Origin of the sequence: Paraburkholderia fungorum (assembly GCF_902833645.1) — a bacterium.
Taxonomy (GTDB): Bacteria; Pseudomonadota; Gammaproteobacteria; order Burkholderiales; family Burkholderiaceae; genus Paraburkholderia; species Paraburkholderia fungorum.
Genome location: NZ_CADFGE010000004.1, coordinates 34503 through 55186, shown reverse-complemented (window position 1 = coordinate 55186; position 20684 = coordinate 34503). Strand labels below are relative to the sequence as shown.

The window sequence follows — 20684 nt, the reverse complement described above, 5'->3', positions numbered from 1 at the left end:
GCGACGTCTCCCGCATCGCGCCCTGCTCCGGCCGCACTGTTCATCGCTCCCCATGCTCGACAATCTGACTCAACGGATGGCGCGCGTCGTCAAGACGCTGCGCGGCGAAGCCCGGCTCACCGAGGCGAACACCCAGGAAATGCTGCGCGAAGTGCGCCTGGCACTTCTCGAGGCGGACGTGGCGCTGCCCGTCGTGCGCGAGTTCATCGCCAAGGTGAAGGAAAAGGCGCTCGGCGAAGAGGTCATCAGCAGCCTGTCGCCAGGTCAGGCGCTGGTCGGCGTGGTGCAGCGCGAGCTGACCGCGGTGATCGGCGGCGACTATGAAGGCAAGGCGGTCGAACTGAACCTCGCCGTCACGCCGCCGGCCGTCATTTTGATGGCAGGTCTGCAGGGCGCCGGTAAAACGACCACGGTCGGCAAGCTCGCCAAGCTCCTGCGCGAAAAGTACAAGAAGAAAGTCCTGACGGTCTCGTGCGACGTTTACCGTCCGGCTGCTATCGCGCAGTTGAAGATGGTGACGGAACAGGTCGGTGCGGATTTCTTCCCGTCGGAACCGGATCAGAAGCCGGTAGATATCGCGCGCGCCGCGGTGGACTGGGCCAAGCGCCACTACCACGACGTGCTGCTGGTCGACACGGCCGGCCGTCTGGGTATCGACGAGGCGATGATGCAGGAAATCGCCGCACTGCACAGCGAGCTGAAACCGGCGGAAACGCTGTTCGTAGTCGACGCGATGCTCGGCCAGGACGCGGTCAACACCGCGAAGGCATTTAGCGACGCCTTGCCGCTCACCGGCGTGGTCCTCACCAAGCTTGACGGCGACTCACGCGGCGGCGCGGCACTCTCCGTACGTCACGTGACGGGCAAGCCGATCAAGTTCGTCGGCGTCGCCGAAAAGCTCGACGGCCTCGAAATCTTCTATCCGGATCGGATGGCGAACCGGATTCTCGGCATGGGCGACATTCTTGCCCTCGTCGAAGAAGCGCAACGCGGCGTGGACGTTCAGGCCGCGCAGAAGCTCGCCGACAAGGTCAAGAAAGGCGGCGACTTCGACCTCAACGATTTCCGCGCACAGCTGACCCAGATGAAGGGCATGGGCGGCCTGTCGTCACTGATGGACAAACTGCCGGCCCAGTTCCAGCAAGCCGCCGCCGGTGCCGACATGGGCCAGGCCGAGAAGCAGATGCGCCGCATGGAAGGCATCATCAATTCAATGACGCCGCTGGAGCGCGCGAAGCCCGACCTGATCAAGGCCACCCGCAAGCGCCGCATCGCCGCGGGCGCGGGCGTGCAGGTGCAGGAAGTCAACCGCATGCTGAATCAGTACGACCAGATGCGCACGATGATGAAAAAGCTGAAGGGCGGCAATCTGCAAAAGATGATGCGCGGCATGAAGGGCATGATGCCCGGCATGCGCTAAGCTTTAGCAAGACGGCGGCGCGCGTGCTTTCGTACAAGAACCACGGCACGCGCGGCTGACTCCGGATTTGTGCGGGTTTATTCTGTACCGCCGGCCGTCGTTCTCACCCACACTATGTATACAGTTACCGCCCGTCAGACGTCATGAACCGCGAAGAAGCTCTCCATATTTTCAGCCACTCCGAAGAAATCGTTTCGGCCGACGACGTCAACGCGTCGATCAGCGGCATGGCTGCCGCCATCCGCAACGAGATGAGCGAGGACTTCCCGCTCGTGCTGTCGGTCATGGGTGGCGCGGCGGTGTTCACCGGCATGCTGCTGCCGCACCTCGATTTTCCGCTCGAATTCGACTACATCCATCTGACCCGCTATCGCAACACCACCAAGGGCGGCAACGAGATGCAGTGGCGCGTGGCGCCGGCTGAGTCGGTGAAGGATCGTGTCGTGCTGGTGCTCGACGACATCCTCGACGAAGGCGAGACAATGGCCGCGATCCGCGACCGCATTCTCGCGATGGGCGCGAAGCGCTTCCTGAGCGCGGTGTTGTGCGAGAAGATCATTCCGAAGGCCAAGCCGCTGCGCCCGGATTACTGCGGTTTCGAAGTGCCGGACCGCTATGTGTTCGGCTGCGGGATGGATGCCAAAGGCTACTGGCGCAACCTCCCGACTATCCGGGCGTTGACCGAAGGCGCCTGAGCGGCGCATGCAACAGGAGCCGCGTTTGATGACGCGGTTAAGTGCAAAAAGCGTGCAAAAAAGCGGCCAGCGGCCGCTTTTTTGTTTGCTGGGATCGATGCAAAGCGCGGCTCTACCCGCACCGCACCCTCTCGGCCGACTCAAAGCTGATGCACGAACGACCGGATACCGCCGAGCATCATCTCCACTGAGATGGCCACCAGCACCAGCCCCATCAAGCGCTCGAAAGCCATCATTGCGCGCTCGCCGAGCCACGCCTGAATCCGCTCCGCCAGCATCAGCACGACCGCACAGACAAGCATCGTGACGGTCAGCGCGCCGATCCACTCGAACATCTTGCCCGGCGCCTGCGACGTCAGCAGCATCACCGTTGCAAGCGCCGACGGGCCCGCCAGCGCCGGAATGGCGAGCGGCACGATGAGCGGCTCACCACCGCGCGTGTCGCCGCCGAACGGACCGTCTGGATGCGGAAACACCATCCTGAGCGCGATCAGAAACAGCACGATTCCACCGCCGATGCGCAACGACTGGTCAGTCAGACTCATCATGCGCAGGAAGCGGTCGCCGACCACCATGAACACCAGCAGGATCGCGAAGGCGATCGCCACCTCACGGAGGATGACGACCGTGCGCCGCTTCGGCGCCACCCCACGCAAACAGCTAATGAAGAGCGGGATGTTGCCGAGCGGGTCGGTGATCAGAATCAGCAGGACTGTCGCGGACAGAAAGGTGTATTCCACCTCGAGTCCGCCTAGCGTGCCAACGCGGCGCGAACCTTGCCGATCACCGTTTGGGCGGCGTCTTCGACCGGCAGCAGCGTCGCTTCAGCGTCGCGGCGGCCTTGATACTCGAGCTTGCCGTCCTTGAGACCACGGTCGCCAATCACCAGACGATGCGGCACGCCAATCAGCTCCCAGTCAGCGAACATCACGCCCGGGCGTTCGCCGCGATCGTCGAGGATCACGTCGACACCCGCTTCGAGCAACTCCGCGTACAGCTTGTCGGCCTGCTCGCGCACGGCTTCGCTACGGTCGTAACCCATCGGGCACAGCACGACTTCGAACGGGGCGATCGATTCCGGCCAGATGATGCCCTTGTCGTCGAAATTCTGTTCGATCGCCGCGCCCAGAATACGCGTAACGCCGATGCCGTAGCAGCCCATTTCCATCGGCTGCGGCTTGCCGGTCTCGTCGAGGCAGGTCGCGTTCATCGCTTCCGAATACTTCTTGCCGAGCTGGAACACGTGGCCGACTTCGATACCGCGGCAGATGTCGATCACGCCCTTGCCGTCCGGCGACGGGTCGCCCTTCTTCACATTGCGGATATCGGCAACAACCGGCTCCGGCAGATCGCGGCCCCAGTTCACGCCGGTGGTGTGGAAATCCACTTCGTTCGAGCCCACCACGAAGTCGCTCATGTTCGCGACCGTGCGATCCGCAACGACCTTGATCGGCTTCTTCGTGTTGAGCGGGCCGAGGTAACCCGGCGGCGTACCGAAGGTCTCAATGATCTCGGCTTCGGTCGCCATGCGGAAATCCGCCAGACCGGGCAGCTTGCTTGCCTTGATCTCGTTGAGTTCATGATCGCCGCGCAGCATCAGCAACCAGATGGTCGGCTCGGCGCCTTCGTTCTCCGTGGCGAGGACGATCGACTTGATCGTGCGCTCGAGCGGGATGTTCAGCAGCTCGGCCACGGCCTCGCATTTTGCTTTGCCCGGCGTTGCGGTCTTCTTCATTTCCTCGGTCGGCGCCGCGCGTTGCGCGTACAGCGGCAACGCTTCGGCCGCTTCAACGTTTGCCGCGAAATCCGAGGTCGGGCAATAGGCGATCGCGTCTTCACCGGTGTCGGCGATCACGTGGAATTCATGCGAACCGCTGCCGCCGATCGAACCGTTGTCCGCCGCCACTGCGCGGAAATCCAGACCAAGGCGCGTGAAGATCCGCACGTACGCGTCGTACATCTTGCGATACGACTCGCGCAGGCCTTCCGCGTCCTTGTCGAACGAGTAAGCGTCTTTCATGATGAACTCGCGGCCGCGCATCACGCCAAAACGCGGGCGGATCTCGTCACGGAACTTCGTCTGGATCTGATAGAAGTTCACGGGCAACTGGCGATAGCTCTTGATCTGGCCGCGCGCGATATCCGTGACCACTTCTTCGTGAGTCGGTCCGATCACGAAATCGGATTGCTTGCGATCCTTGAAGCGCAGCAGTTCGGGGCCGTATTTTTCCCAACGGCCCGATTCCTGCCACAGCTCGGCCGGCTGCACTGCCGGCATCAACAGTTCGATCGCGCCTGCCCGATTCATTTCTTCGCGCACGATGGCTTCCACCTTGCGGATCGAACGCAGGCCGACCGGCAGGTAGTTGTAAATACCGCCAGCGACACGGCGGATCATGCCCGCACGCACCATGAGCTTGTGGCTGACGATCTCGGCGTCGGCGGGCGCTTCTTTCAGCGTGCCGATAAAGAAACGGGAAGCTTTCATTCAGATTTTCCAAAAGCGGCGGCTCCGGAGGGACCGCCCGAAAGGTGAAAACGGTGGGGAAATCTTTACAGACCCGGCTTGAGGCCGGCTCGGACTCGCCGAACGCCAGGCCAACGGCTCGCCAGGACCCGGCCAAAACCCGGCTCAGATGCGGCAAACGGTCTGCGCATACCAGGCAAAACCCCGGCAAAACCGGCCCAATCGCAGCATTGAAGCTGCCGCGCAAAGCCTTTGCAGCAAGGGATAAGGCACGGAAAGACAGACAGGCTACCGCAAACGCGGGCCTTTTGCGGCGAATCGTTCCAATCTGGTGCGAATCGGTGCGTCGGGTCCGTTATCTGTTTATAATCAAAGCAATTTTAAAGGATTCGAAGGTGGTTGTATGCTGGATCGTGAAGGCTTTCGCCCGAACGTCGGCATCATCCTCTTGAACGCGCACAACGAGGTGTTTTGGGGCAAACGGCTCCGTGAACATTCCTGGCAGTTTCCGCAAGGGGGCATCAAGTACGGAGAGACCCCCGTGCAAGCGATGTATCGGGAGTTACACGAAGAAACCGGGCTGCTTCCTGAGCACGTCAAGGTGATCGGTCGCACGCGCGACTGGTTGCGTTATGAGGTGCCTGACAAGTTCATCAAGCGCGAAGTACGCGGTCATTACCGCGGCCAGAAGCAAATCTGGTTTTTGCTTCGGATGGTTGGACGCGATTGCGACATATGCTTGCGCGCCACCGACCACCCGGAGTTCGATGCGTGGCGCTGGAACGAGTACTGGGTGCCACTCGACTGTGTGATCGAGTTCAAGCGGGATGTGTATCAGTTGGCGCTGACGGAGCTATCCCGTTTCATGCGCCGGGCTGCGCCGCGTGCGGAAAAACCTGGCGGACACCATGGGCCTCGCTATCCCCGGATAGCGCCGTCAATGGAAAGTCCGCCGGATTCGACGATGATGACGGTCACCACCTCGGTGACCACCCTCAGCATCGAAACGTCGATTCACACGACGATCGCGTCTGATTGCGGTCCGGGTTCCGGGTCGGTAGCCGAACTGGGCTCCGCGCCGGCACACGAAGACGAATCGGATCGCGAAACGGCCGCCGGCTCGCTGTTTCGCCCCGGCGTACGCAATTAACAACTCTGTGCGGCCGTCCACGCCGCCTCCGCGGGTGTGGCTCATCAACGAGCCGCACCCGTCTTTCGAGGAAATCATATTGAAAGCACTTGCTCTCGTCGTGGCGTGCGTCGCCACCGGCGCCCTGCTGGCTGGTTGCGCCAGCAAACCCACGAATAAAGACGACAGCGCGTTTGCCTATCTGCTGGACCGGCCGAGCAACTGGGTTGAAAACAAGGTGGACACCTTGCCGCCGCTACCGCAAGACTCCAATCTGCTGCCTTTCGAGGTTTCCGGTAACACGCCGCTGCACTTCGCGGTCGATAAAAATTCGCTTAGCGTCGGCACCGACGGCGTGGTGCGTTACACCGTCGTCGTCACCAGCCCGAGCGGCGCGCGCAACGTGAACTACGAAGGAATTCGCTGCGACACGTATGAATGGCGCCAATATGCGGGGCTGAACGCCGATCACGACGGCTGGGATGAAACCGTCGCCAACGACTTCAGGCGCATCGAGAATGGCGCGCTGAATGCCTATCAGGCAACGCTGTATCAGGATTACTTCTGCGCGAACAAGATGCCCACGGGCTCTGCAAAGCAGATCGTCGAGAACATCCGCTACAAACGCACGCAGACCTCGCTGATTCATTAAGACAGTTTTCGCGCATGGTTTCCATTTTCTCCGGAAGCCGCCGCTGACGTAAAAAAGCCGTTCCAGCTCACGCTGGAACGGCTTTTTTGTCTGTCGTTCGGCTCCGGTGTGGGTCTTGCCGGGGATTCAGACCAGCACAAGATTGTCGCGGTGGATCACCTCAGGCTCCAGCATATAGCCGAGCACCGATTCAATCTCGCCGCTCGGACGTCGCTGGATCAGCTTGGTTTCCGTACTACTGTAGTTGGTCAGGCCCCGCGCGACTTCACGTCCGGCCGCGCTCAAACAGGCGATCACCTCGCCACGCGCAAACGCGCCCTGCACACCGACGATGCCGATCGGCAGCAAGCTCTTGCCGCCTTCGATCAGCTTTTCGACGGCACCGTCGTCGATCACTACGTGGCCGCGCACTTGCAAGTGATCGGCCATCCATTGCTTGCGCGCTGCCATGCGTGCGGTGCGCGCGATCAACTGCGTGCCGATCGCCTCGCCCGAAGCCAGCCGTGACAACACGTCAGCTTCGCGACCGCTCGCGATCACCGTATTGGCGCCGCTGTGCGCCGCGCGTTTGGCGGCAAGAATCTTGGTCAGCATGCCGCCGCGGCCCAGGCTCGAACCCGCGCCGCCCGCCATTGCTTCGAGCTCCGGCGCACCGGCATCGGCTTGCTGCACAAGCGTCGCGCGCGGATCCTTACGCGGATCGGCGGTAAAAAGCCCTTGCTGATCGGTGAGGATAACGAGCGCATCGCCTTCGATCAGGTTCGCAACCAGTGCGCCCAAGGTGTCGTTGTCGCCGAACTTGATTTCGTCGGTAACGACCGTGTCGTTCTCGTTGATGATCGGCACAACGCCCAAGCGCAGCAACGTCAGCAACGTGGACCGGGCGTTCAGATAGCGTTCGCGATCGGCCAGATCGGCGTGGGTCAGCAGAATTTGCGCGGTCTGGATCGAATGCTCGGCAAAGCGGCTTTCGTAGACTTGCGCGAGACCCATTTGACCGACCGCTGCAGCCGCCTGCAATTCGTCGATTTCGCGTGGCCGTTTGGTCCAGCCAAGGCGCTGCATGCCTTCTGCAATGGCGCCCGAACTGACCAGCACCACTTCCTTGCCTTGCGCGCGCAGTGCGGCAATCTGAGCGGCCCAGCGGCCGATTGCAGCATGATCGAGGCCGCGCCCGTCATTAGTGACGAGGCTCGAGCCGACTTTCACTACCAATCGCCGTGAATCTGCGATGACTGAACGCATTGTGCGCGGTCTCCCGGGATGACGCGTGATGCATTGCATGCCGGCAGCCCTTGCAGGCGCCGGCGCTCAGGCTTGTACTTATTACTGCGGGTCGCTACCGACGTCGTCCGCAGCAGCGGCCGGCGCTTCTGGCTTCTCGCGGAAGCGCACGTCGGCTGCGAGATCTTCTGCTTCGGCCGCGCGCTGTGCGTCCGAATGCGCGGCGATGTGGTCATATATCGCATAGCAAAGGCTCTCGCAGCCCTGGCCGGTCAGCGCCGAGATTTCGAACACCGGGCCGTCCCAGCCGAAGCCTTCGAGGAACGCCGACACCCGCGCTTCGCGCTCGTCTTCCGGCACCATGTCGAGCTTGTTCAGCACGAGCCAGCGGGGTTTCTCATACAGCAGTTCGTCGTACTTGCGCAGTTCGTTGACGATCGCCTTGGCTTCCGCCACCGGATCGACAGACTCGTCAAACGGTGCAAGGTCGACGATATGCAACAACAGGCCCGTACGCTGCAGGTGACGCAGGAACTGGTGGCCGAGGCCGGCACCTTCCGCCGCGCCTTCGATCAGGCCGGGAATATCGGCAATCACGAAGCTGCGGCTCGGCCCGACACGCACCACGCCGAGATTCGGCGCGAGCGTGGTGAACGGGTAATCCGCGATCTTCGGCCGCGCGTTCGACACCGACGCGATGAAGGTCGACTTGCCGGCGTTCGGCATGCCGAGCAGACCGACGTCGGCCAGCACCTTCAGCTCGAGGCGTACCATGCGGCGCTCGCCGGGCTTGCCGTCGGTTTTCTGACGCGGCGCGCGGTTCGTACTGGATTTGAAATGCAGGTTACCAAGACCACCCGCGCCCCCTTGCGCGATCTGCACGCTCTGGTTGTGCTCGGTCAGGTCGGCGATCAGCTCGCCGGTTTCCATATCGGTAATGGTCGTGCCGACCGGCATGCGCAGCGTGATATCGTCGCCGCCCTTGCCGTAGCAGTCCGCGCCACGGCCGTTTTCGCCGTTGCGCGCCAAATGTTTTTTCGCGTAGCGGTAGTCGATCAGCGTGTTGATGTTGCGGTCTGCGACCGCGATCACGCTGCCGCCCCGGCCGCCGTCGCCGCCATCCGGGCCGCCGAACGGAACGAATTTCTCGCGGCGCATCGACGCGCTGCCATCCCCTCCGTCGCCGGCGATGACTTCAATCCTCGCTTCGTCAATGAACTTCATGCGTAACTCCGTCCCGTGGTGTGCTGCTAGATGGTGCTGCTGGGTTGATGCTTTCAGATGCTGCTATTTTGCCGCGCCCGCCGTGCGGTGGGCAATCGGCCGATCGGCTAACCGCGCCGAGATGGCCATGCAATCCGCTAATTCTTCGGACAAAAAGCGCTGCAATAAAAAAAGCCCCGCGAACTTCGCGGGGCCTTTTTCCGGTCCTGAAGCCCGTGCCTGAGTAAGCTCAGACTGCTGCCGGGACGACGTTGACCATGTGCTTCTTCGCTGCGCCCTTCGTCGAGAAATTGACGTGGCCGTCCGTCAGCGCGAACAAGGTGTGATCCTTGCCGATACCGACGTTTTCGCCCGGGTGCATACGCGTGCCACGCTGGCGAACGATGATGCCGCCAGCGTTGATAGCCTGACCGCCGTAGACCTTGACGCCGAGACGCTTCGATTCAGAGTCGCGGCCGTTGCGGGATGATCCGCCTGCCTTTTTGTGTGCCATTTGATTTGCTCCTTAACCGTTGCGCTTACGCGTTGATCGCGTCGATGCGCAGTTCGGTATAGTTCTGGCGGTGGCCGCCATGCTTCTGGTAGTGCTTCCGGCGACGCATCTTGAAGATGGTCACTTTTGCGTGACGACCTTGCGACACGACGGTAGCCTTGACGGAAGCCCCACTGACCAGCGGCGTACCGAACTTAATCGATTCGCCTTCGCCCACTGCGAGAACCTGGTCGAGCGTGATTTCAGCGTCAATGTCTGCCGGTATCTGTTCTACTTTAAGTTTTTCGCCGACGGCAACTTTATACTGCTTGCCACCGGTTTTTATGACCGCGTACATTGAGAACCTCACTCTGTGTTCATTTTTCCCACGCACCGCGCGCGGAAACCCGTGATTATACATAGAGTTAGCTGCTCGGTCAAAACTCATTGAGAGTCACCGCGCGCGACGCCCGGCGTCGCTGCCGGGCAGCCCCGGCAGCGGCCCATCCGCGGTCTGCGTCGTGCCGAGCCGCAGCGGGCGACCCGGAACTGCCGCGATTCGCCTTATAATTCGCGGCACTACCCAATTCAGCCATCATGTCGTCGACTGCCACCCCCTCCTCCAACGCCGCCAGCCTGCTCGCTCCGATCGCCGAAGACATGCAGCAGGTCAATCGCGTCATACGGCACCGTCTGGCGTCCGACGTGATGCTGATCAATCAGATCTCCGAGTACATCATCAGTGCCGGCGGCAAGCGGCTGCGGCCCGCCCTGCTGCTGCTGGTGGCGGGCGCCCTGGGCGAGACCACCGGGCATCGGCACGAACTGGCCGCCGTGGTGGAGTTCATCCACACGGCCACGCTGCTGCACGACGACGTGGTCGACGAATCCGATCTGCGGCGCGGCCGCCAGACCGCCAATGCGCTGTTCGGCAACGCCGCAAGCGTGCTGGTTGGCGACTTCCTGTACTCGCGCTCGTTCCAGATGATGGTTGGCGTGGGCAAGATGCGGGTGATGGAAATCCTGTCGGAGGCGACCAACATCATTTCCGAAGGGGAAGTGCTGCAATTGCTGAACATGCATGACGCCGACGTCGACGAAGCGCGCTACATGCAGGTGATCCGCTACAAGACTGCCAAGCTGTTCGAAGCCGCCGCCCAGCTTGGCGCTGTGCTGGCCGGTTCGGATGCAAAAACGGAAGCCGCGGCGGCGGAATTCGGCCGCCGCATCGGCACGGCCTTCCAGATCATGGACGATTGGCTCGATTACACCGGCACGGCCGAGTCAATGGGCAAGAACGCCGGCGACGATCTGCGCGAAGGCAAACCCACACTCCCGTTGATTTATCTGATCGAGCGCGGCACACCTGAACAGTCGGCGCTTGCACGAGAAGCCATCGAGCAGGGCGGCACGGCCCGTTTCGACACCATTTTCGAAGCGATCACGCGTTCCGGCGCGCTCGACCACACGCTGGAGTGCGCGAAGCAGGAAGCGCTTGCCGCGGCTGCAGCAATTTCTTCGTTTCCCGATTCCATTTTCAAAGATAGCCTGCTAGAATTATGTTCTTACTCGACGGCAAGACAGTCTTGAACGAGACTGAAACACCGTAAGAGTCCAGCAGTACAGATCGGGGTGTAGCTTAGCCTGGTAGAGCGCTACGTTCGGGACGTAGAGGCCGGAGGTTCGAATCCTCTCACCCCGACCAGATTTGCCTTGTTAGTTCAAGGCCCGAAAAACCGCCCAGCTTGCTTGGCGGTTTTTTGTTTTTGAGTCGCAATTTCGAGCGACCGATCGATGCCTTGCGTTTGTGGGCGATCGGCTACCGCGGCATTGCTGCTTCATCCGCCCACCGGTTCGCCCGGCCCCCTCTGCTATATTCTCTCCATCCCTTCCCTACCCTTCACGACGCGTGGAACAACTTCCCTTATGGGCGCAGATCGGCGCCGTCTTTCTGCTGCTTATCTGCTCCAGCTTCTTTTCGATTTCCGAAACGGCGATGATGGCGATCAACCGCCATCGCCTGAAACACCTTGCCAACAAGAATGCGCTCGGCGCGAAGACCACTCAGGGTCTGCTGGCGCATACCGACCAGTTGTTGAGCGTGGTCCTGATCGGCAACAATCTGTTCAACACCATCATCCCGGTGCTCACCACCTCGATCGCGCTGCATACGTTCGGCCGTAACAACGTGGTGTTGTCGATCGCGACCGGCATCGTCGCGTTTCTGATTATCGTGTTCGCGGAAATCACGCCGAAAATCGTCGGCGCTACGTTCCCCGAGAAGATCGCGCTGCCGGCCAGCCTGCTGATCGCACCGATGATGCGCATCGGCAAACCACTCGTCTGGTTCGTCAATCTGTTCGCGAACACGATCTTGCGCGTCCTGCATATCAACACCAAAGGCGCGCACGACCAACGGCTTTCCACCGAAGAACTGCGCACCATCGTGCTCGAATCAGGCAGCTTCATGCCGACCAAGCACCGCAGCATTCTGTTGAACCTGTTCGACCTCGAGAACATCTCTGTCGACGACGTGATGATCCCGCGCCGCCGTATCGAGGCGCTCGACTTCGACGCACCGTTCGAACAGATCCTGCACCAGTTGGAAACCTGCTACCACAACAAGCTGATCGTCTATCAGGGCGACATCGACCGTGTGCTTGGTGTGCTGCACGTGAGAAAAACACTGGCCGCCTTGCACAACCAGGAACTGGAGCGCGAGACGCTGCGCGAGTTGCTGGCCGAACCGTATTTCGTGCCGTCCGGTACACCGGTATTCCAGCAACTGCAGTACTTCCAGGAGAGCCGTCACCGCACGGCGCTGGTCGTGAACGAATACGGCGAGTTGCAGGGGCTGGTCACGCCGGAAGACATCATCGAAGAACTGATCGGTGAGTTCACGACCTCGATTCCGCGTGGCGCCAATTCGCGTGGCGGCTGGAACGAGAACGGCGAATGTATCGTTGCCGGCAGCATGCCCCTGCGCGAACTGAACCGCTGGCTGCATCTCACCCTGCCGACCGACGGACCCAAAACGCTCAACGGGCTGATTCTCGAAATACTCGAAGACATTCCCGATGGCGACGTGTGCGTTCAGATCGGCGAGGTGAAACTCGAGGTAATGCGCAGCGACGACCAGGCGATCCGTACCGTCAAGCTGTTCAAACCACCTGTTCGCGCGGGTGCGAAAGCCGTCAAGGCTCTGCGCGGCTAAGCACGGCACACCGCAGCATTGCACATGGACGCGGTGCGCACCATTAGCCGATTGGCTGAATGGTGGCGCCCGCGGCCTTCCCGGATGATGGGGTCGTCGTGTTCTACAGGCGGCTTGTCACCGGTCTCTCATGCAAGATTCTTTTCAACAAGCGGCGTCGCTGCGGGCGATTGCCGCCGATAGCGAAGGCTCACTCAAACCCAGGGCCAACGGCTTTACGGCCAACGCCGCTGTCGGCACGAGGCTTGAGCCCGGCCCCACCGATTCCGACAGCGCGCCTGCGGTACGCCTGCTAACCGATACGTTGCAGGAGGCAACCCGCCGTAACGCATCGGACCTGCACATCGAACCGGCCGAGCGTGGCTGGCGCATGCGTTTGCGCATCGACGGCGTGCTGCACGAAATCCCCCCACCCCCTGCGCATCTGCGCGACGCATTCATCACGCGGGTGAAAGTACTGGCGCGCATGGATATCGCCGAGCGGCGCGTACCGCAGGACGGCCGGCTGCGTCTTGCCACCTCGCCAGGCCGCGTCGAAGACTACCGCGTCAACTCGCTGCCCACCTTGTTCGGAGAAAAGCTGGTGCTGCGCAGACTCGACGCGTTGCCCGCGGATCTTTCGCTCGACTCATTGGGCCTCGATCCAAAGCAACGTGCAGCAGTCGATGCGGCGATTCGCGCGCCGCACGGCCTCGTGCTCGTCACCGGGCCCACCGGCAGCGGCAAGACGCTGTCGTTGTACTGCTTCCTGCATATGCTCAACGACGAGGCACGCAATCTGTGCTCAGTAGAAGATCCGGCGGAAATTCAATTGGCAGGGATCAACCAGGTGAGTGTGCGGGAAAAGGCCGGCCTGACATTCGCGCTGGCGCTGCGCGCGTTCCTCCGTCAGGACCCCGATGTGATCATGGTGGGCGAAATCCGCGACGACGAAACCGCCGACGTCGCCGTAAAGGCGGCGCAGACCGGCCACCTCGTCCTGTCCACCTTGCACACGAACGACGCGCCTGCTGCCGTCGCGCGTCTGATCGACATCGGCGTCGAGCCGTACAACCTGGCCGCCGCGCTAAAGATGGTGACGGCCCAGCGGCTGGTGCGGCGGCTGTGCGTGGCGTGCCGCGCCCCCGCGCCGCAATCGGCAGCGGCGCTGCGAGCAGCGGGCTTCGCCGACGAGCACCTCGACGGCTGGCAACCATTCGGCGCCGCCGGATGCTCCGCTTGCCACGGTATCGGCTACCGCGGCCGCGTCGGGGTTCACCAGGTGATGCCTGTCTCGGATGCGATGCGCGAGCTGATCGTGGCACGCGCGGGCACCCTGGAGTTGGCTCGGCTCGCACAAGCTGAGCATGTCGCCACCTTGCGCGACGCGGCCTTGGCGCGTGTGCGCGACGGCACGACGAGCCTTTCTGAAGCGCTGGCCGCCACCGAGGTCGCATGAGCACCGCCGCGCCTACTCAGTCAGCCGCCGATTTGCGCTTCAGATGGCGCGGTGTCGACGTCAACGGCATGCAACAAAGTGGCGCACTCGTGGCGCCAGATGCCAGCGCCGCGCGCGCGATGCTCAAGCGCGACAATCTGTTCATCGTCGAACTGGCGGCTCGCGGGCCGGCACCACGCCCCAAAACTCGCGCCAACGACGTGACGATATTCACCCGCCAGCTTGCCAGCCTGTTGCGCGCCGGTTTGCCCCTCGCCCCCTCGCTGGAACTGCTGGCGCAAGCGCAAGGTTCGCCCCGGCAAGGCATGCCCCGAATCGTCGGCGCGCTGGCGCGCGATATCACCAGCGGCCTGCGGTTCTCAGCGGCATTGCAGCGGCATCCGGCGCAGTTCAATGCCTTGTACTGTCAGCTCGTCGAGGTTGGCGAAGCGGCCGGCGCATTGCCAACGATCCTCGCCCGGCTCGCCGACGACCGCGAACGCGCCGCCGCGCAGCGGGCCAAGGTGCGCGCGGCGCTGACCTATCCGGTCGCCATCCTGTTACTCGCCATAGCGATTACCGCGGCGCTGCTGATCTGGGTCGTCCCCACCTTCAAGCAGATCTTCGATGGCTTCGGGGCGAAGCTGCCCGCACCAACACAGTTCGTGCTGGCTTTGTCCGCAGGCGCCGCGCGTTGGAGCATTCCTCTGGTCGCGGTGACCGTCGCAACAGGGTCGGCTGTGACATTTCTGTTACGACGTTCCGAAGCGGCGCGCATCCGGTTCGCGCGCACATCGCTGACAATCCCGATCGCCGGTCCATTGCTTCGGACCTTGTGCGCGGCGCGCTGGAGTCGCGCGCTGGGCACTTTGCTCTCAGCCGGCACACCACTCGCGGACGCGTTCGACTCACTCACTCACGCCACCGGCAACGCTTTCTTCGACCGTGCCACGGTAGAGATTGCCGCGCGGTTGCGGCGCGGCGAGCGGCTGGCCGCGGCAATGCGAGCAGCGCACTGCTTTCCGCCTGAGGTCGTGCAACCGGTCGCGGTTGCCGAGGAGTCCGGAGCGCTCGACACCATGCTGATCGATGTGGCGTCGCTCGCCGATCGTCAGGTAGACGAAAAGATCGGCACGCTTTCGGGTCTGTGCGAGCCCCTTGTCATCATCGTGCTGGGTACGCTGGTCGGTGGCCTCGTGATCGCGATGTATCTTCCCATTATTCAACTCGGCAACGTGGTGTAGCATCGCAGCCGCATCCCACCCTTTTTATATGCAGGCCACCATTCCGCTCGTGTCAGATACCTCTTCCAGCCTGCTTTCGGGTCTGTTGTCCGGCCACTTGGCAACGGGGCTCGAACTCGCGTTCGGCAGCTTGCCCGAAGGCCTGCAAATTGCATTCGCAATCGTATTCGGCCTGGTGATCGGCAGCTTCCTGAACGTGGTGGTGCACCGCGTGCCGATCATGCTGGAGCGCGCGTGGCGCGAAGAGGTCAGCGAGGCCACCGAACAACCGCTTGAAAACGACGGCCTACCCGCCCGCTACAACCTGTGGGTGCCACGCAGCGCATGCCCGCACTGCGACCACGTGCTCAGCGCATGGGAAAACCTGCCGGTGCTGAGCTACCTGCTGTTACGCGGACGCTGCTCCGCGTGCAAAACTCGCATCAGCCTGCGCTACCCGCTGCTCGAAATCGCCACCGCAGCCTTCGCGGCAGGGGCGCTCGCACTGTATGGGCCGACCGGCACGGCACTCGCCGCCTTCGGACTATGCGCCGCGCTGCTGGCAATGAGCGCGATCGACATCGACACGCATCTGCTGCCGGACTCGATGACGCTGCCGCTCCTGTGGGCCGGCCTGATCGTGAATTTCAACGGTGTGTTCGCAAGCCTCCACGATGCCGTGCTGGGCGCGATCTTCGGCTATCTCGTGCTGTGGGCCGTGCATTGGCTGTTCCGGCTGGTGCGCGGCATTGAAGGGATGGGTTATGGTGACTTCAAACTGCTGGCTGCGCTCGGCGCATGGCTTGGCTGGGCAGCGCTTCCGCAGATCATCCTGATCGCGGCGGTAACCGGTGCCGTGGTCGGCCTCGCGGCGACATGGCGCGGTCGCATGCGCTTTGAAGAGCCGCTGCCGTTCGGGCCATTTCTCGCAGCGGGCGGTGCTGTTACGCTGTTTCTCGGCACACCGCTTTATCTGGCCTTGGGAGGCTGAAGCATGTTTGTTGTGGGACTGACCGGCGGCATCGGCAGCGGTAAATCCACTGTGGCCGACCTGTTCGCTGCGCACGGCGTACCGCTTGTCGACACCGACGTGGTTGCGCACCGCATTACGGCGCCGCACGGCATCGCAATGCCCCAGATCGCCGCGGAGTTCGGCGATTCGTTCGTTGCCGCGGATGGCTCGCTCGACCGCGCCCGCATGCGCACGCTGGTGTTCAGCGACGACGGTGCCCGCAAACGCCTCGAAGGCATTACGCATCCGTTGATCCGTGCGGAGACCGAACGCGAACAGCGTGAAGCGCAAGGGCCATACGTGATCGTGGTCGTACCGCTGCTGGTGGAGTCGGGCAACTGGAGAACGCGCGTGAACCGTGTGCTGACGGTCGATTGCAGCGTCGAGACGCAAATCGCGCGCGTGATGAGCCGCAACGGGTTCAGCCGGGAACAGGTTCTCGCGATCATCGCCCGCCAGGCAACGCGCGAAGCGCGCCTCGCCGCAGCCGACGACATCATCAACAACGACAACGCGCCGCTGGATGCGGTCAAGGCGCAGGTCGACGCGCAGCATCGCGCCTATCTGGCACTGACCGCTGCATAAGCGCACGGGCCGTGATGGGCCGCGGTGTACCGAACACACAGTTTTGTTGAACTTTGCGGCGGCACGCGAGCCGAAGCGCTCCGAAAACCACTCGAAACACGTGAAAAAAATTGCGAAAGCGCGCTGAAAAAGTGCGTGATTGCTAGGGTAGTCTCACGGCATTAGAATGTTCTGCATTCCTGTCACCGACCACGCCCGAGGCGAGCCCGCTTGATCCTTTACGAGTATCCCTTCAACGAGCGAATCCGGACGCTATTGCGCCTCGAAGATCTGTTCGAGCGCTTCACCTTCTTTCTGACTCAGGAAGACGCCCGGGAACACCACGTCGCACTGACAACGTTGTTCGAAATCTCAGAGGTGGCAGGTCGCGCGGATCTGAAGTCAGATCTGATGAAGGAACTTGAGCGCCAGCGGCAAACCCTGGCGCCGTTCCGGGGCAATCCGGGCATCGAGCAGAACGCGCTGGAGGCAGTGCTGGGAGAGATCGAGCAGACGTTGACGGGGCTTTCACAGATGCAAGGCAAAACCGGCCAGCATCTGGCAGACAACGAGTGGCTCGCCAGCATCCGCAGCCGCGCGATCATTCCGGGTGGTACCTGCAAGTTCGATTTGCCTTCGTACTACGCGTGGCAGCAGATTCATCCCGATCAGCGTCGGCAGGACATCGCCAAATGGGTCACGCCGTTGTTGCCCTTGCGCGATGCGGCAACCATCGTTCTGCGTCTCGCGCGCGAATCCGGTCAGGCGTCCAAGGTCATGGCGATGCAGGGCAGCTATCAGCAGATGCTGTCGGGCCGTTCATACCAGCTGATGCAAGTACGGGTGGCACCTGAATTGCGGGTGATTCCTGAGGCCAGTGCTAACAAGTACATGCTTTGGGTACGCTTCACGGTGCAGGACGGCGATTTGCGTCCGCGCGCGGTAGATGTCGACGTGCCCTTCCAGCTTACGCTGTGCAGCCTGTAAGATCCGCCCTTTAGAACCGAACCGTGGGGCTACGCCTTTAAAGCGGCGAAAAATGCCCCTATATTCGTTACTTGTTCCGCTTCCGATCGCCCGCCTGACCGTATGCCTACCGTCGTCAAATGCCCCACTTGCGGAAAGGACGTCCGCTGGACCCCTGAAAACCGCTTCCGCCCATTCTGCTCCGACCGCTGCAAGCAGATCGATCTCGGCGCCTGGGCCGCTGAGAAGTACAGGATAGGCGGCACGGATGAAGAAACGCCGTCAGATGAATCACCTGGTGGAGACTACAACCCGCATTAAGCAGTGTAGGCGCGCAGCAATGCCGCTCTCTCCCGGGCGACGCTGCTCACGCAGCGCCGCCGGCAGCCGCGCGCCATCTTCCTAGTTCTTTTCAGCCGCGAGCCATTCCAGTACGGGAATCGCCGCCGGCAACAACGGTGAAACTGTCGCCGGCAGTGTCTGCCAGACAAATGCCTGGCCTTCGCGGCCGTGCGGCGCGCCGGTCCACTCCGTCACTTTGCAAAAAAACAGTCGCACATAGGCATGCGGGTAGTCGTGCTCGAGCGTGCGCCAAAGATGACTCACCTTGACGTCGATCCCTAGTTCCTCGTGCAACTCACGGGCTAGCGCGGCCTCGACCGATTCGCCCGGCTCCAGCTTGCCACCCGGAAACTCCCAATAGCCTTCGTACGGCTTGCCGGCCGGCCGCTGCGCCAGCAGATAGTGTCCATCGGACTGAACCAGCACGCCCACGGCCACCTCGGTCACCGGGCGGCCAGCCGCGTTCTTCTGCGCGTCGCTCATGCCGGGGTCTTCCGGCCAGACCAGTCGCGCGCGAATTGCCACGCGACGCGCCCCGAGCGGGACCCGCGCTCCAGCGCCCAAACCAGCGCATCGCCGCGCGCCGCCTCGACTTCCGCGTCGTCGCAGCCAAAATGGCGCAGCCAGTGACCGATGATCGACAGATAGTCGTCCTGCTTGAACGGATAGAAGCTAACCCACAAGCCGAAGCGCTCGGACAGCGAGATCTTTTCTTCGACCAGTTCGCCCGGATGAATCTCGCCGTCGGACGTGTGCTTGTACGTCTCGTTGTCGCTCATGTACTCGGGCAACAGATGGCGGCGGTTCGACGTTGCGTAGATCAGCACGTTGTCCGACTGCGCGGCGATCGAGCCGTCGAGCGCGACCTTCAACGCCTTGTAGCCCGACTCGCCGTCTTCGAACGACAGGTCGTCGCAGAACACCACGAAGCGCTCCGGTCGTTGCGCGATCAGATCGACGATATCGCCCAGATCGTGCAAATCGTCTTTGTCCACTTCGATCAGGCGCAGCCCGTCCTTTGCATAGGCGTTCAGGCAAGCTTTGATCAGCGACGACTTGCCCGTGCCGCGCGCACCGGTCAGCAGCACGTTGTTAGCCGGCTGCTTGTGTACGAACTGACGCGTGTTCTGCTCGATCAACCCCTTCTGGCGATCGATGTTTTGCAGATCGTCGAGCGTGATCGACGAGATGGCCGGAACCGGCTGCAAATAGCCGCGCCCCTGGCGTTTGCGCCAGCGAAAGGCGACCGCCGCCGACCAGTCGATCTCGGGTTGGGCAGGCGGAAGCATCGCTTCAAGGCGAACGAGCACGGCTTCGGCCCGGGTCAGAAACTGTTCGAGTTTGTCCATGGCTGGGAGATAAGCGGCCAAAACGCCGCGTAATGAACCTGGTTACGAACGATAGTCGGCGTTGATGCTCACGTAGTCGTGCGACAGATCGCAAGTCCAGATCGTGGCTTGCGCATTGCCGCGGCCGAGTACGACGCGAATGCCGATCTCGCTCTTCTTCATGACGCGCTGGCCATCTTCCTCGCGGTAGGCCGGATTGCGGCCGCCGGCAGTGGCGACCAGCACGTCGTCCAGATACAGATCGATCTTGCCGACGTCGAGATCGTCCACGCCGGCATAGCCGATGGCCGCGAGAATGCGGCCGAGATTCGGATCCGATGCATAGAAAGCCGTCTTCACGAGCGGCGAATGCCCGATCGCATAAGCGATCTGGCGGCATTCGCCGGCGCTCGAGCCGCCTTCCACATGCACGGTCATGAATTTGGTCGCACCTTCGCCGTCGCGCACGATCAGTTGCGCAAGGGTCTGGGCGACTTCGGTCACCGCGTCGCGCAGCGCTGCATAAGCGGGCGAATCGGTGGACGTGATCGCCGGCAGGCTCGATTTGCCCGAAGCGATCAGGATGAAAGAATCGTTGGTCGATGTATCGCCGTCGATCGTAATGCAGTTGAACGAGCGGTCCGCCACGTGCTTGACCAATGCGTCGAGCACCGGTTGCGCGACAGCAGCGTCGAACGCGAGGAAACCGAGCATGGTCGCCATGTTCGGCTTGATCATGCCGGCGCCCTTGCTGATGCCGGTGAGCGTGACCGTGTGCCCCTCGACCGTGACCTGGCGCGAGACGGCTTTCGGCAGCGTGTCCGTGGTCATGATCGCCTGGGCGGCGTCGTACCAGTTGGCTTCCTGGCGGTTTGCCAGCGCAGCGGGCAGCCCCGCCTTCAGACGATCGACCGGCAGTGGTTCCAGAATCACGCCCGTCGAAAACGGCAAAACCTGCTCCGGCGCGATGTCCGCGAGACGCGCGAGTTCGGCGCAGGTTTCGCGTGCAGCGACGAGGCCGGGTTCGCCCGTGCCTGCGTTCGCGTTGCCGGTGTTGATCACCAGCGCGCGAATCGGCTTGCCGCCCTGCCGTACACGCTCCAGATTCTCACGGCACACGGTGACGGGCGCGGCACAAAAGCGATTCTGCGTGAACACGCCGCCTACTGTCGCGCCATCGCCCACGGAGATGACCAGCACGTCCTTGCGGTTCGGTTTGCGGATATTCGCCTCTGCCCAGCCCAGCGTGACGCCGGCGACGGGGTGGAGTTGAGCGGGATCGATCGAAGGGAAATTGACAGCCATGGTCGCGACCTGTCGAAGAAAATGCCGGCA

Annotated in this window: 21 protein-coding genes and 1 tRNA gene; 13 read left to right on the top strand and 9 right to left on the bottom strand. The window is 62.3% G+C overall.

What is annotated here, in order from left to right; genetic code table 11:
• Positions 1 to 52: 52 nt before the first annotated feature.
• Both ffh and HWX91_RS14730 read left to right on the top strand, forming a co-directional pair.
• On the top strand, positions 53 to 1420 hold the full coding sequence (ffh, locus tag HWX91_RS14735) for a signal recognition particle protein (RefSeq protein ID WP_028196467.1): 1368 nt from the start codon (positions 53 to 55) through the stop codon (positions 1418 to 1420).
• 143 nt (positions 1421 to 1563) lie between these two features.
• Positions 1564 to 2115 carry a hypoxanthine-guanine phosphoribosyltransferase gene (locus HWX91_RS14730; protein WP_012434394.1) on the top strand — a complete coding sequence of 184 codons (552 nt, stop codon included), beginning with the start codon at positions 1564 to 1566 and terminating at the stop codon, positions 2113 to 2115.
• Between the two features lie 140 nt (positions 2116 to 2255).
• Here the strand turns inward: HWX91_RS14730 and HWX91_RS14725 are convergent, their stop codons facing one another.
• Together HWX91_RS14725 and HWX91_RS14720 are read right to left on the bottom strand one after the other, a co-directional pair.
• Positions 2256 to 2855, bottom strand: coding sequence for a MarC family protein (locus tag HWX91_RS14725; RefSeq protein WP_028196468.1), 600 nt, complete (start codon positions 2853 to 2855; stop codon positions 2256 to 2258).
• Between the two features lie 11 nt (positions 2856 to 2866).
• Positions 2867 to 4603: a proline--tRNA ligase gene (locus HWX91_RS14720; RefSeq protein WP_028196469.1), complete on the bottom strand. Its 1737-nt coding sequence runs from the start codon at positions 4601 to 4603 to the stop codon at positions 2867 to 2869.
• 382 nt (positions 4604 to 4985) lie between these two features.
• On the opposite strand from HWX91_RS14720, the gene HWX91_RS14715 reads away from it, so the two are divergent.
• Both HWX91_RS14715 and HWX91_RS14710 read left to right on the top strand, forming a co-directional pair.
• Complete coding sequence (locus HWX91_RS14715; RefSeq protein ID WP_028196470.1) at positions 4986 to 5732, top strand: RNA pyrophosphohydrolase; 747 nt, start codon at positions 4986 to 4988, stop codon at positions 5730 to 5732.
• 79 nt (positions 5733 to 5811) lie between these two features.
• Positions 5812 to 6363, top strand: a complete 552-nt coding sequence (locus HWX91_RS14710; protein ID WP_028196471.1) for a CNP1-like family protein — start codon at positions 5812 to 5814, stop codon at positions 6361 to 6363.
• Positions 6364 to 6489: 126 nt separating this feature from the next.
• On the opposite strand, the gene proB is transcribed toward HWX91_RS14710, so the two are convergent.
• The 4 genes from proB to rplU all read right to left on the bottom strand — a co-directional run bounded on the left by proB (position 6490) and on the right by rplU (position 9641).
• Positions 6490 to 7608, bottom strand: a complete 1119-nt coding sequence (gene proB / locus HWX91_RS14705; protein ID WP_028196472.1) for a glutamate 5-kinase — start codon at positions 7606 to 7608, stop codon at positions 6490 to 6492.
• 81 nt (positions 7609 to 7689) lie between these two features.
• Entirely contained in the window at positions 7690 to 8811 is a 1122-nt protein-coding gene (gene cgtA / locus HWX91_RS14700; RefSeq protein ID WP_028196473.1) for an Obg family GTPase CgtA, read from the bottom strand.
• Between the two features lie 229 nt (positions 8812 to 9040).
• Positions 9041 to 9304 carry a 50S ribosomal protein L27 gene (gene rpmA / locus HWX91_RS14695; RefSeq protein WP_007180330.1) on the bottom strand — a complete coding sequence of 88 codons (264 nt, stop codon included), beginning with the start codon at positions 9302 to 9304 and terminating at the stop codon, positions 9041 to 9043.
• Positions 9305 to 9329: 25 nt separating this feature from the next.
• Positions 9330 to 9641: a 50S ribosomal protein L21 gene (rplU, locus tag HWX91_RS14690; protein WP_007180329.1), complete on the bottom strand. Its 312-nt coding sequence runs from the start codon at positions 9639 to 9641 to the stop codon at positions 9330 to 9332.
• A 239-nt stretch (positions 9642 to 9880) separates the two neighbouring features.
• On the opposite strand from rplU, the gene HWX91_RS14685 reads away from it, so the two are divergent.
• The 9 genes from HWX91_RS14685 to yacG all read left to right on the top strand — a co-directional run bounded on the left by HWX91_RS14685 (position 9881) and on the right by yacG (position 18000).
• The gene (locus tag HWX91_RS14685; RefSeq protein WP_028196474.1) at positions 9881 to 10873 is read left to right on the top strand and encodes a polyprenyl synthetase family protein; all 993 of its coding nucleotides are present in this window, start codon (positions 9881 to 9883) and stop codon (positions 10871 to 10873) included.
• A gap of 38 nt (positions 10874 to 10911) precedes the next feature.
• Positions 10912 to 10988, top strand: a tRNA-Pro gene (locus HWX91_RS14680).
• A gap of 204 nt (positions 10989 to 11192) precedes the next feature.
• A complete protein-coding gene (locus HWX91_RS14675; RefSeq protein WP_028196475.1) occupies positions 11193 to 12497 on the top strand; it encodes an HlyC/CorC family transporter in 1305 nt (434 codons plus the stop codon).
• Positions 12498 to 12627: 130 nt separating this feature from the next.
• Complete coding sequence (locus HWX91_RS14670; protein WP_028196476.1) at positions 12628 to 13935, top strand: GspE/PulE family protein; 1308 nt, start codon at positions 12628 to 12630, stop codon at positions 13933 to 13935.
• Complete coding sequence (locus tag HWX91_RS14665) at positions 13932 to 15158, top strand: type II secretion system F family protein (protein ID WP_028196477.1); 1227 nt, start codon at positions 13932 to 13934, stop codon at positions 15156 to 15158. The genes HWX91_RS14670 and HWX91_RS14665 overlap by 4 nt, the downstream gene beginning before the upstream one ends.
• A 28-nt stretch (positions 15159 to 15186) precedes the next feature.
• Positions 15187 to 16128, top strand: coding sequence for a prepilin peptidase (locus HWX91_RS14660; protein ID WP_028196478.1), 942 nt, complete (start codon positions 15187 to 15189; stop codon positions 16126 to 16128).
• A 3-nt stretch (positions 16129 to 16131) separates the two neighbouring features.
• Positions 16132 to 16734 carry a dephospho-CoA kinase gene (gene coaE / locus HWX91_RS14655; protein ID WP_028196479.1) on the top strand — a complete coding sequence of 201 codons (603 nt, stop codon included), beginning with the start codon at positions 16132 to 16134 and terminating at the stop codon, positions 16732 to 16734.
• A gap of 210 nt (positions 16735 to 16944) precedes the next feature.
• Positions 16945 to 17700: a cell division protein ZapD gene (gene zapD / locus HWX91_RS14650; RefSeq protein WP_028196480.1), complete on the top strand. Its 756-nt coding sequence runs from the start codon at positions 16945 to 16947 to the stop codon at positions 17698 to 17700.
• 102 nt (positions 17701 to 17802) lie between these two features.
• Positions 17803 to 18000, top strand: a complete 198-nt coding sequence (gene yacG, locus HWX91_RS14645; RefSeq protein ID WP_028196481.1) for a DNA gyrase inhibitor YacG — start codon at positions 17803 to 17805, stop codon at positions 17998 to 18000.
• A gap of 81 nt (positions 18001 to 18081) precedes the next feature.
• On the opposite strand, the gene HWX91_RS14640 is transcribed toward yacG, so the two are convergent.
• The 3 genes from HWX91_RS14640 to argJ are packed head-to-tail and all read right to left on the bottom strand — an operon-like array spanning position 18082 to position 20654.
• Entirely contained in the window at positions 18082 to 18504 is a 423-nt protein-coding gene (locus HWX91_RS14640; protein WP_028196482.1) for an NUDIX domain-containing protein, read from the bottom strand.
• Entirely contained in the window at positions 18501 to 19370 is an 870-nt protein-coding gene (locus HWX91_RS14635; protein ID WP_028196483.1) for an ATP-binding protein, read from the bottom strand. The genes HWX91_RS14640 and HWX91_RS14635 overlap by 4 nt, the downstream gene beginning before the upstream one ends.
• Before the next feature lie 42 nt (positions 19371 to 19412).
• Positions 19413 to 20654, bottom strand: coding sequence for a bifunctional glutamate N-acetyltransferase/amino-acid acetyltransferase ArgJ (gene argJ, locus HWX91_RS14630; protein WP_025496624.1), 1242 nt, complete (start codon positions 20652 to 20654; stop codon positions 19413 to 19415).
• Positions 20655 to 20684: the final 30 nt, after the last annotated feature.

Excerpts from the sequence above, each read along its gene's own strand:
- HWX91_RS14660 (WP_028196478.1), top strand. The coding sequence starts at position 15,187 with ATGCAGGCCACCATTCCGCTCGTGTCAGATACCTCTTCCAGCCTGCTT.
- HWX91_RS14720 (WP_028196469.1), bottom strand. The coding sequence starts at position 4,603 with ATGAAAGCTTCCCGTTTCTTTATCGGCACGCTGAAAGAAGCGCCCGCC.
- rpmA (WP_007180330.1), bottom strand. The coding sequence starts at position 9,304 with ATGGCACACAAAAAGGCAGGCGGATCATCCCGCAACGGCCGCGACTCT.
- coaE (WP_028196479.1), top strand. The coding sequence starts at position 16,132 with ATGTTTGTTGTGGGACTGACCGGCGGCATCGGCAGCGGTAAATCCACT.
- HWX91_RS14665 (WP_028196477.1), top strand. The coding sequence starts at position 13,932 with ATGAGCACCGCCGCGCCTACTCAGTCAGCCGCCGATTTGCGCTTCAGA.
- HWX91_RS14715 (WP_028196470.1), top strand. The coding sequence starts at position 4,986 with ATGCTGGATCGTGAAGGCTTTCGCCCGAACGTCGGCATCATCCTCTTG.
- HWX91_RS14670 (WP_028196476.1), top strand. The coding sequence starts at position 12,628 with ATGCAAGATTCTTTTCAACAAGCGGCGTCGCTGCGGGCGATTGCCGCC.
- rplU (WP_007180329.1), bottom strand. The coding sequence starts at position 9,641 with ATGTACGCGGTCATAAAAACCGGTGGCAAGCAGTATAAAGTTGCCGTC.
- HWX91_RS14685 (WP_028196474.1), top strand. The coding sequence starts at position 9,881 with ATGTCGTCGACTGCCACCCCCTCCTCCAACGCCGCCAGCCTGCTCGCT.
- cgtA (WP_028196473.1), bottom strand. The coding sequence starts at position 8,811 with ATGAAGTTCATTGACGAAGCGAGGATTGAAGTCATCGCCGGCGACGGA.
- HWX91_RS14635 (WP_028196483.1), bottom strand. The coding sequence starts at position 19,370 with ATGGACAAACTCGAACAGTTTCTGACCCGGGCCGAAGCCGTGCTCGTT.
- yacG (WP_028196481.1), top strand. The coding sequence starts at position 17,803 with ATGCCTACCGTCGTCAAATGCCCCACTTGCGGAAAGGACGTCCGCTGG.
- proB (WP_028196472.1), bottom strand. The coding sequence starts at position 7,608 with ATGCGTTCAGTCATCGCAGATTCACGGCGATTGGTAGTGAAAGTCGGC.
- HWX91_RS14640 (WP_028196482.1), bottom strand. The coding sequence starts at position 18,504 with ATGAGCGACGCGCAGAAGAACGCGGCTGGCCGCCCGGTGACCGAGGTG.
- HWX91_RS14730 (WP_012434394.1), top strand. The coding sequence starts at position 1,564 with ATGAACCGCGAAGAAGCTCTCCATATTTTCAGCCACTCCGAAGAAATC.
- argJ (WP_025496624.1), bottom strand. The coding sequence starts at position 20,654 with ATGGCTGTCAATTTCCCTTCGATCGATCCCGCTCAACTCCACCCCGTC.
- ffh (WP_028196467.1), top strand. The coding sequence starts at position 53 with ATGCTCGACAATCTGACTCAACGGATGGCGCGCGTCGTCAAGACGCTG.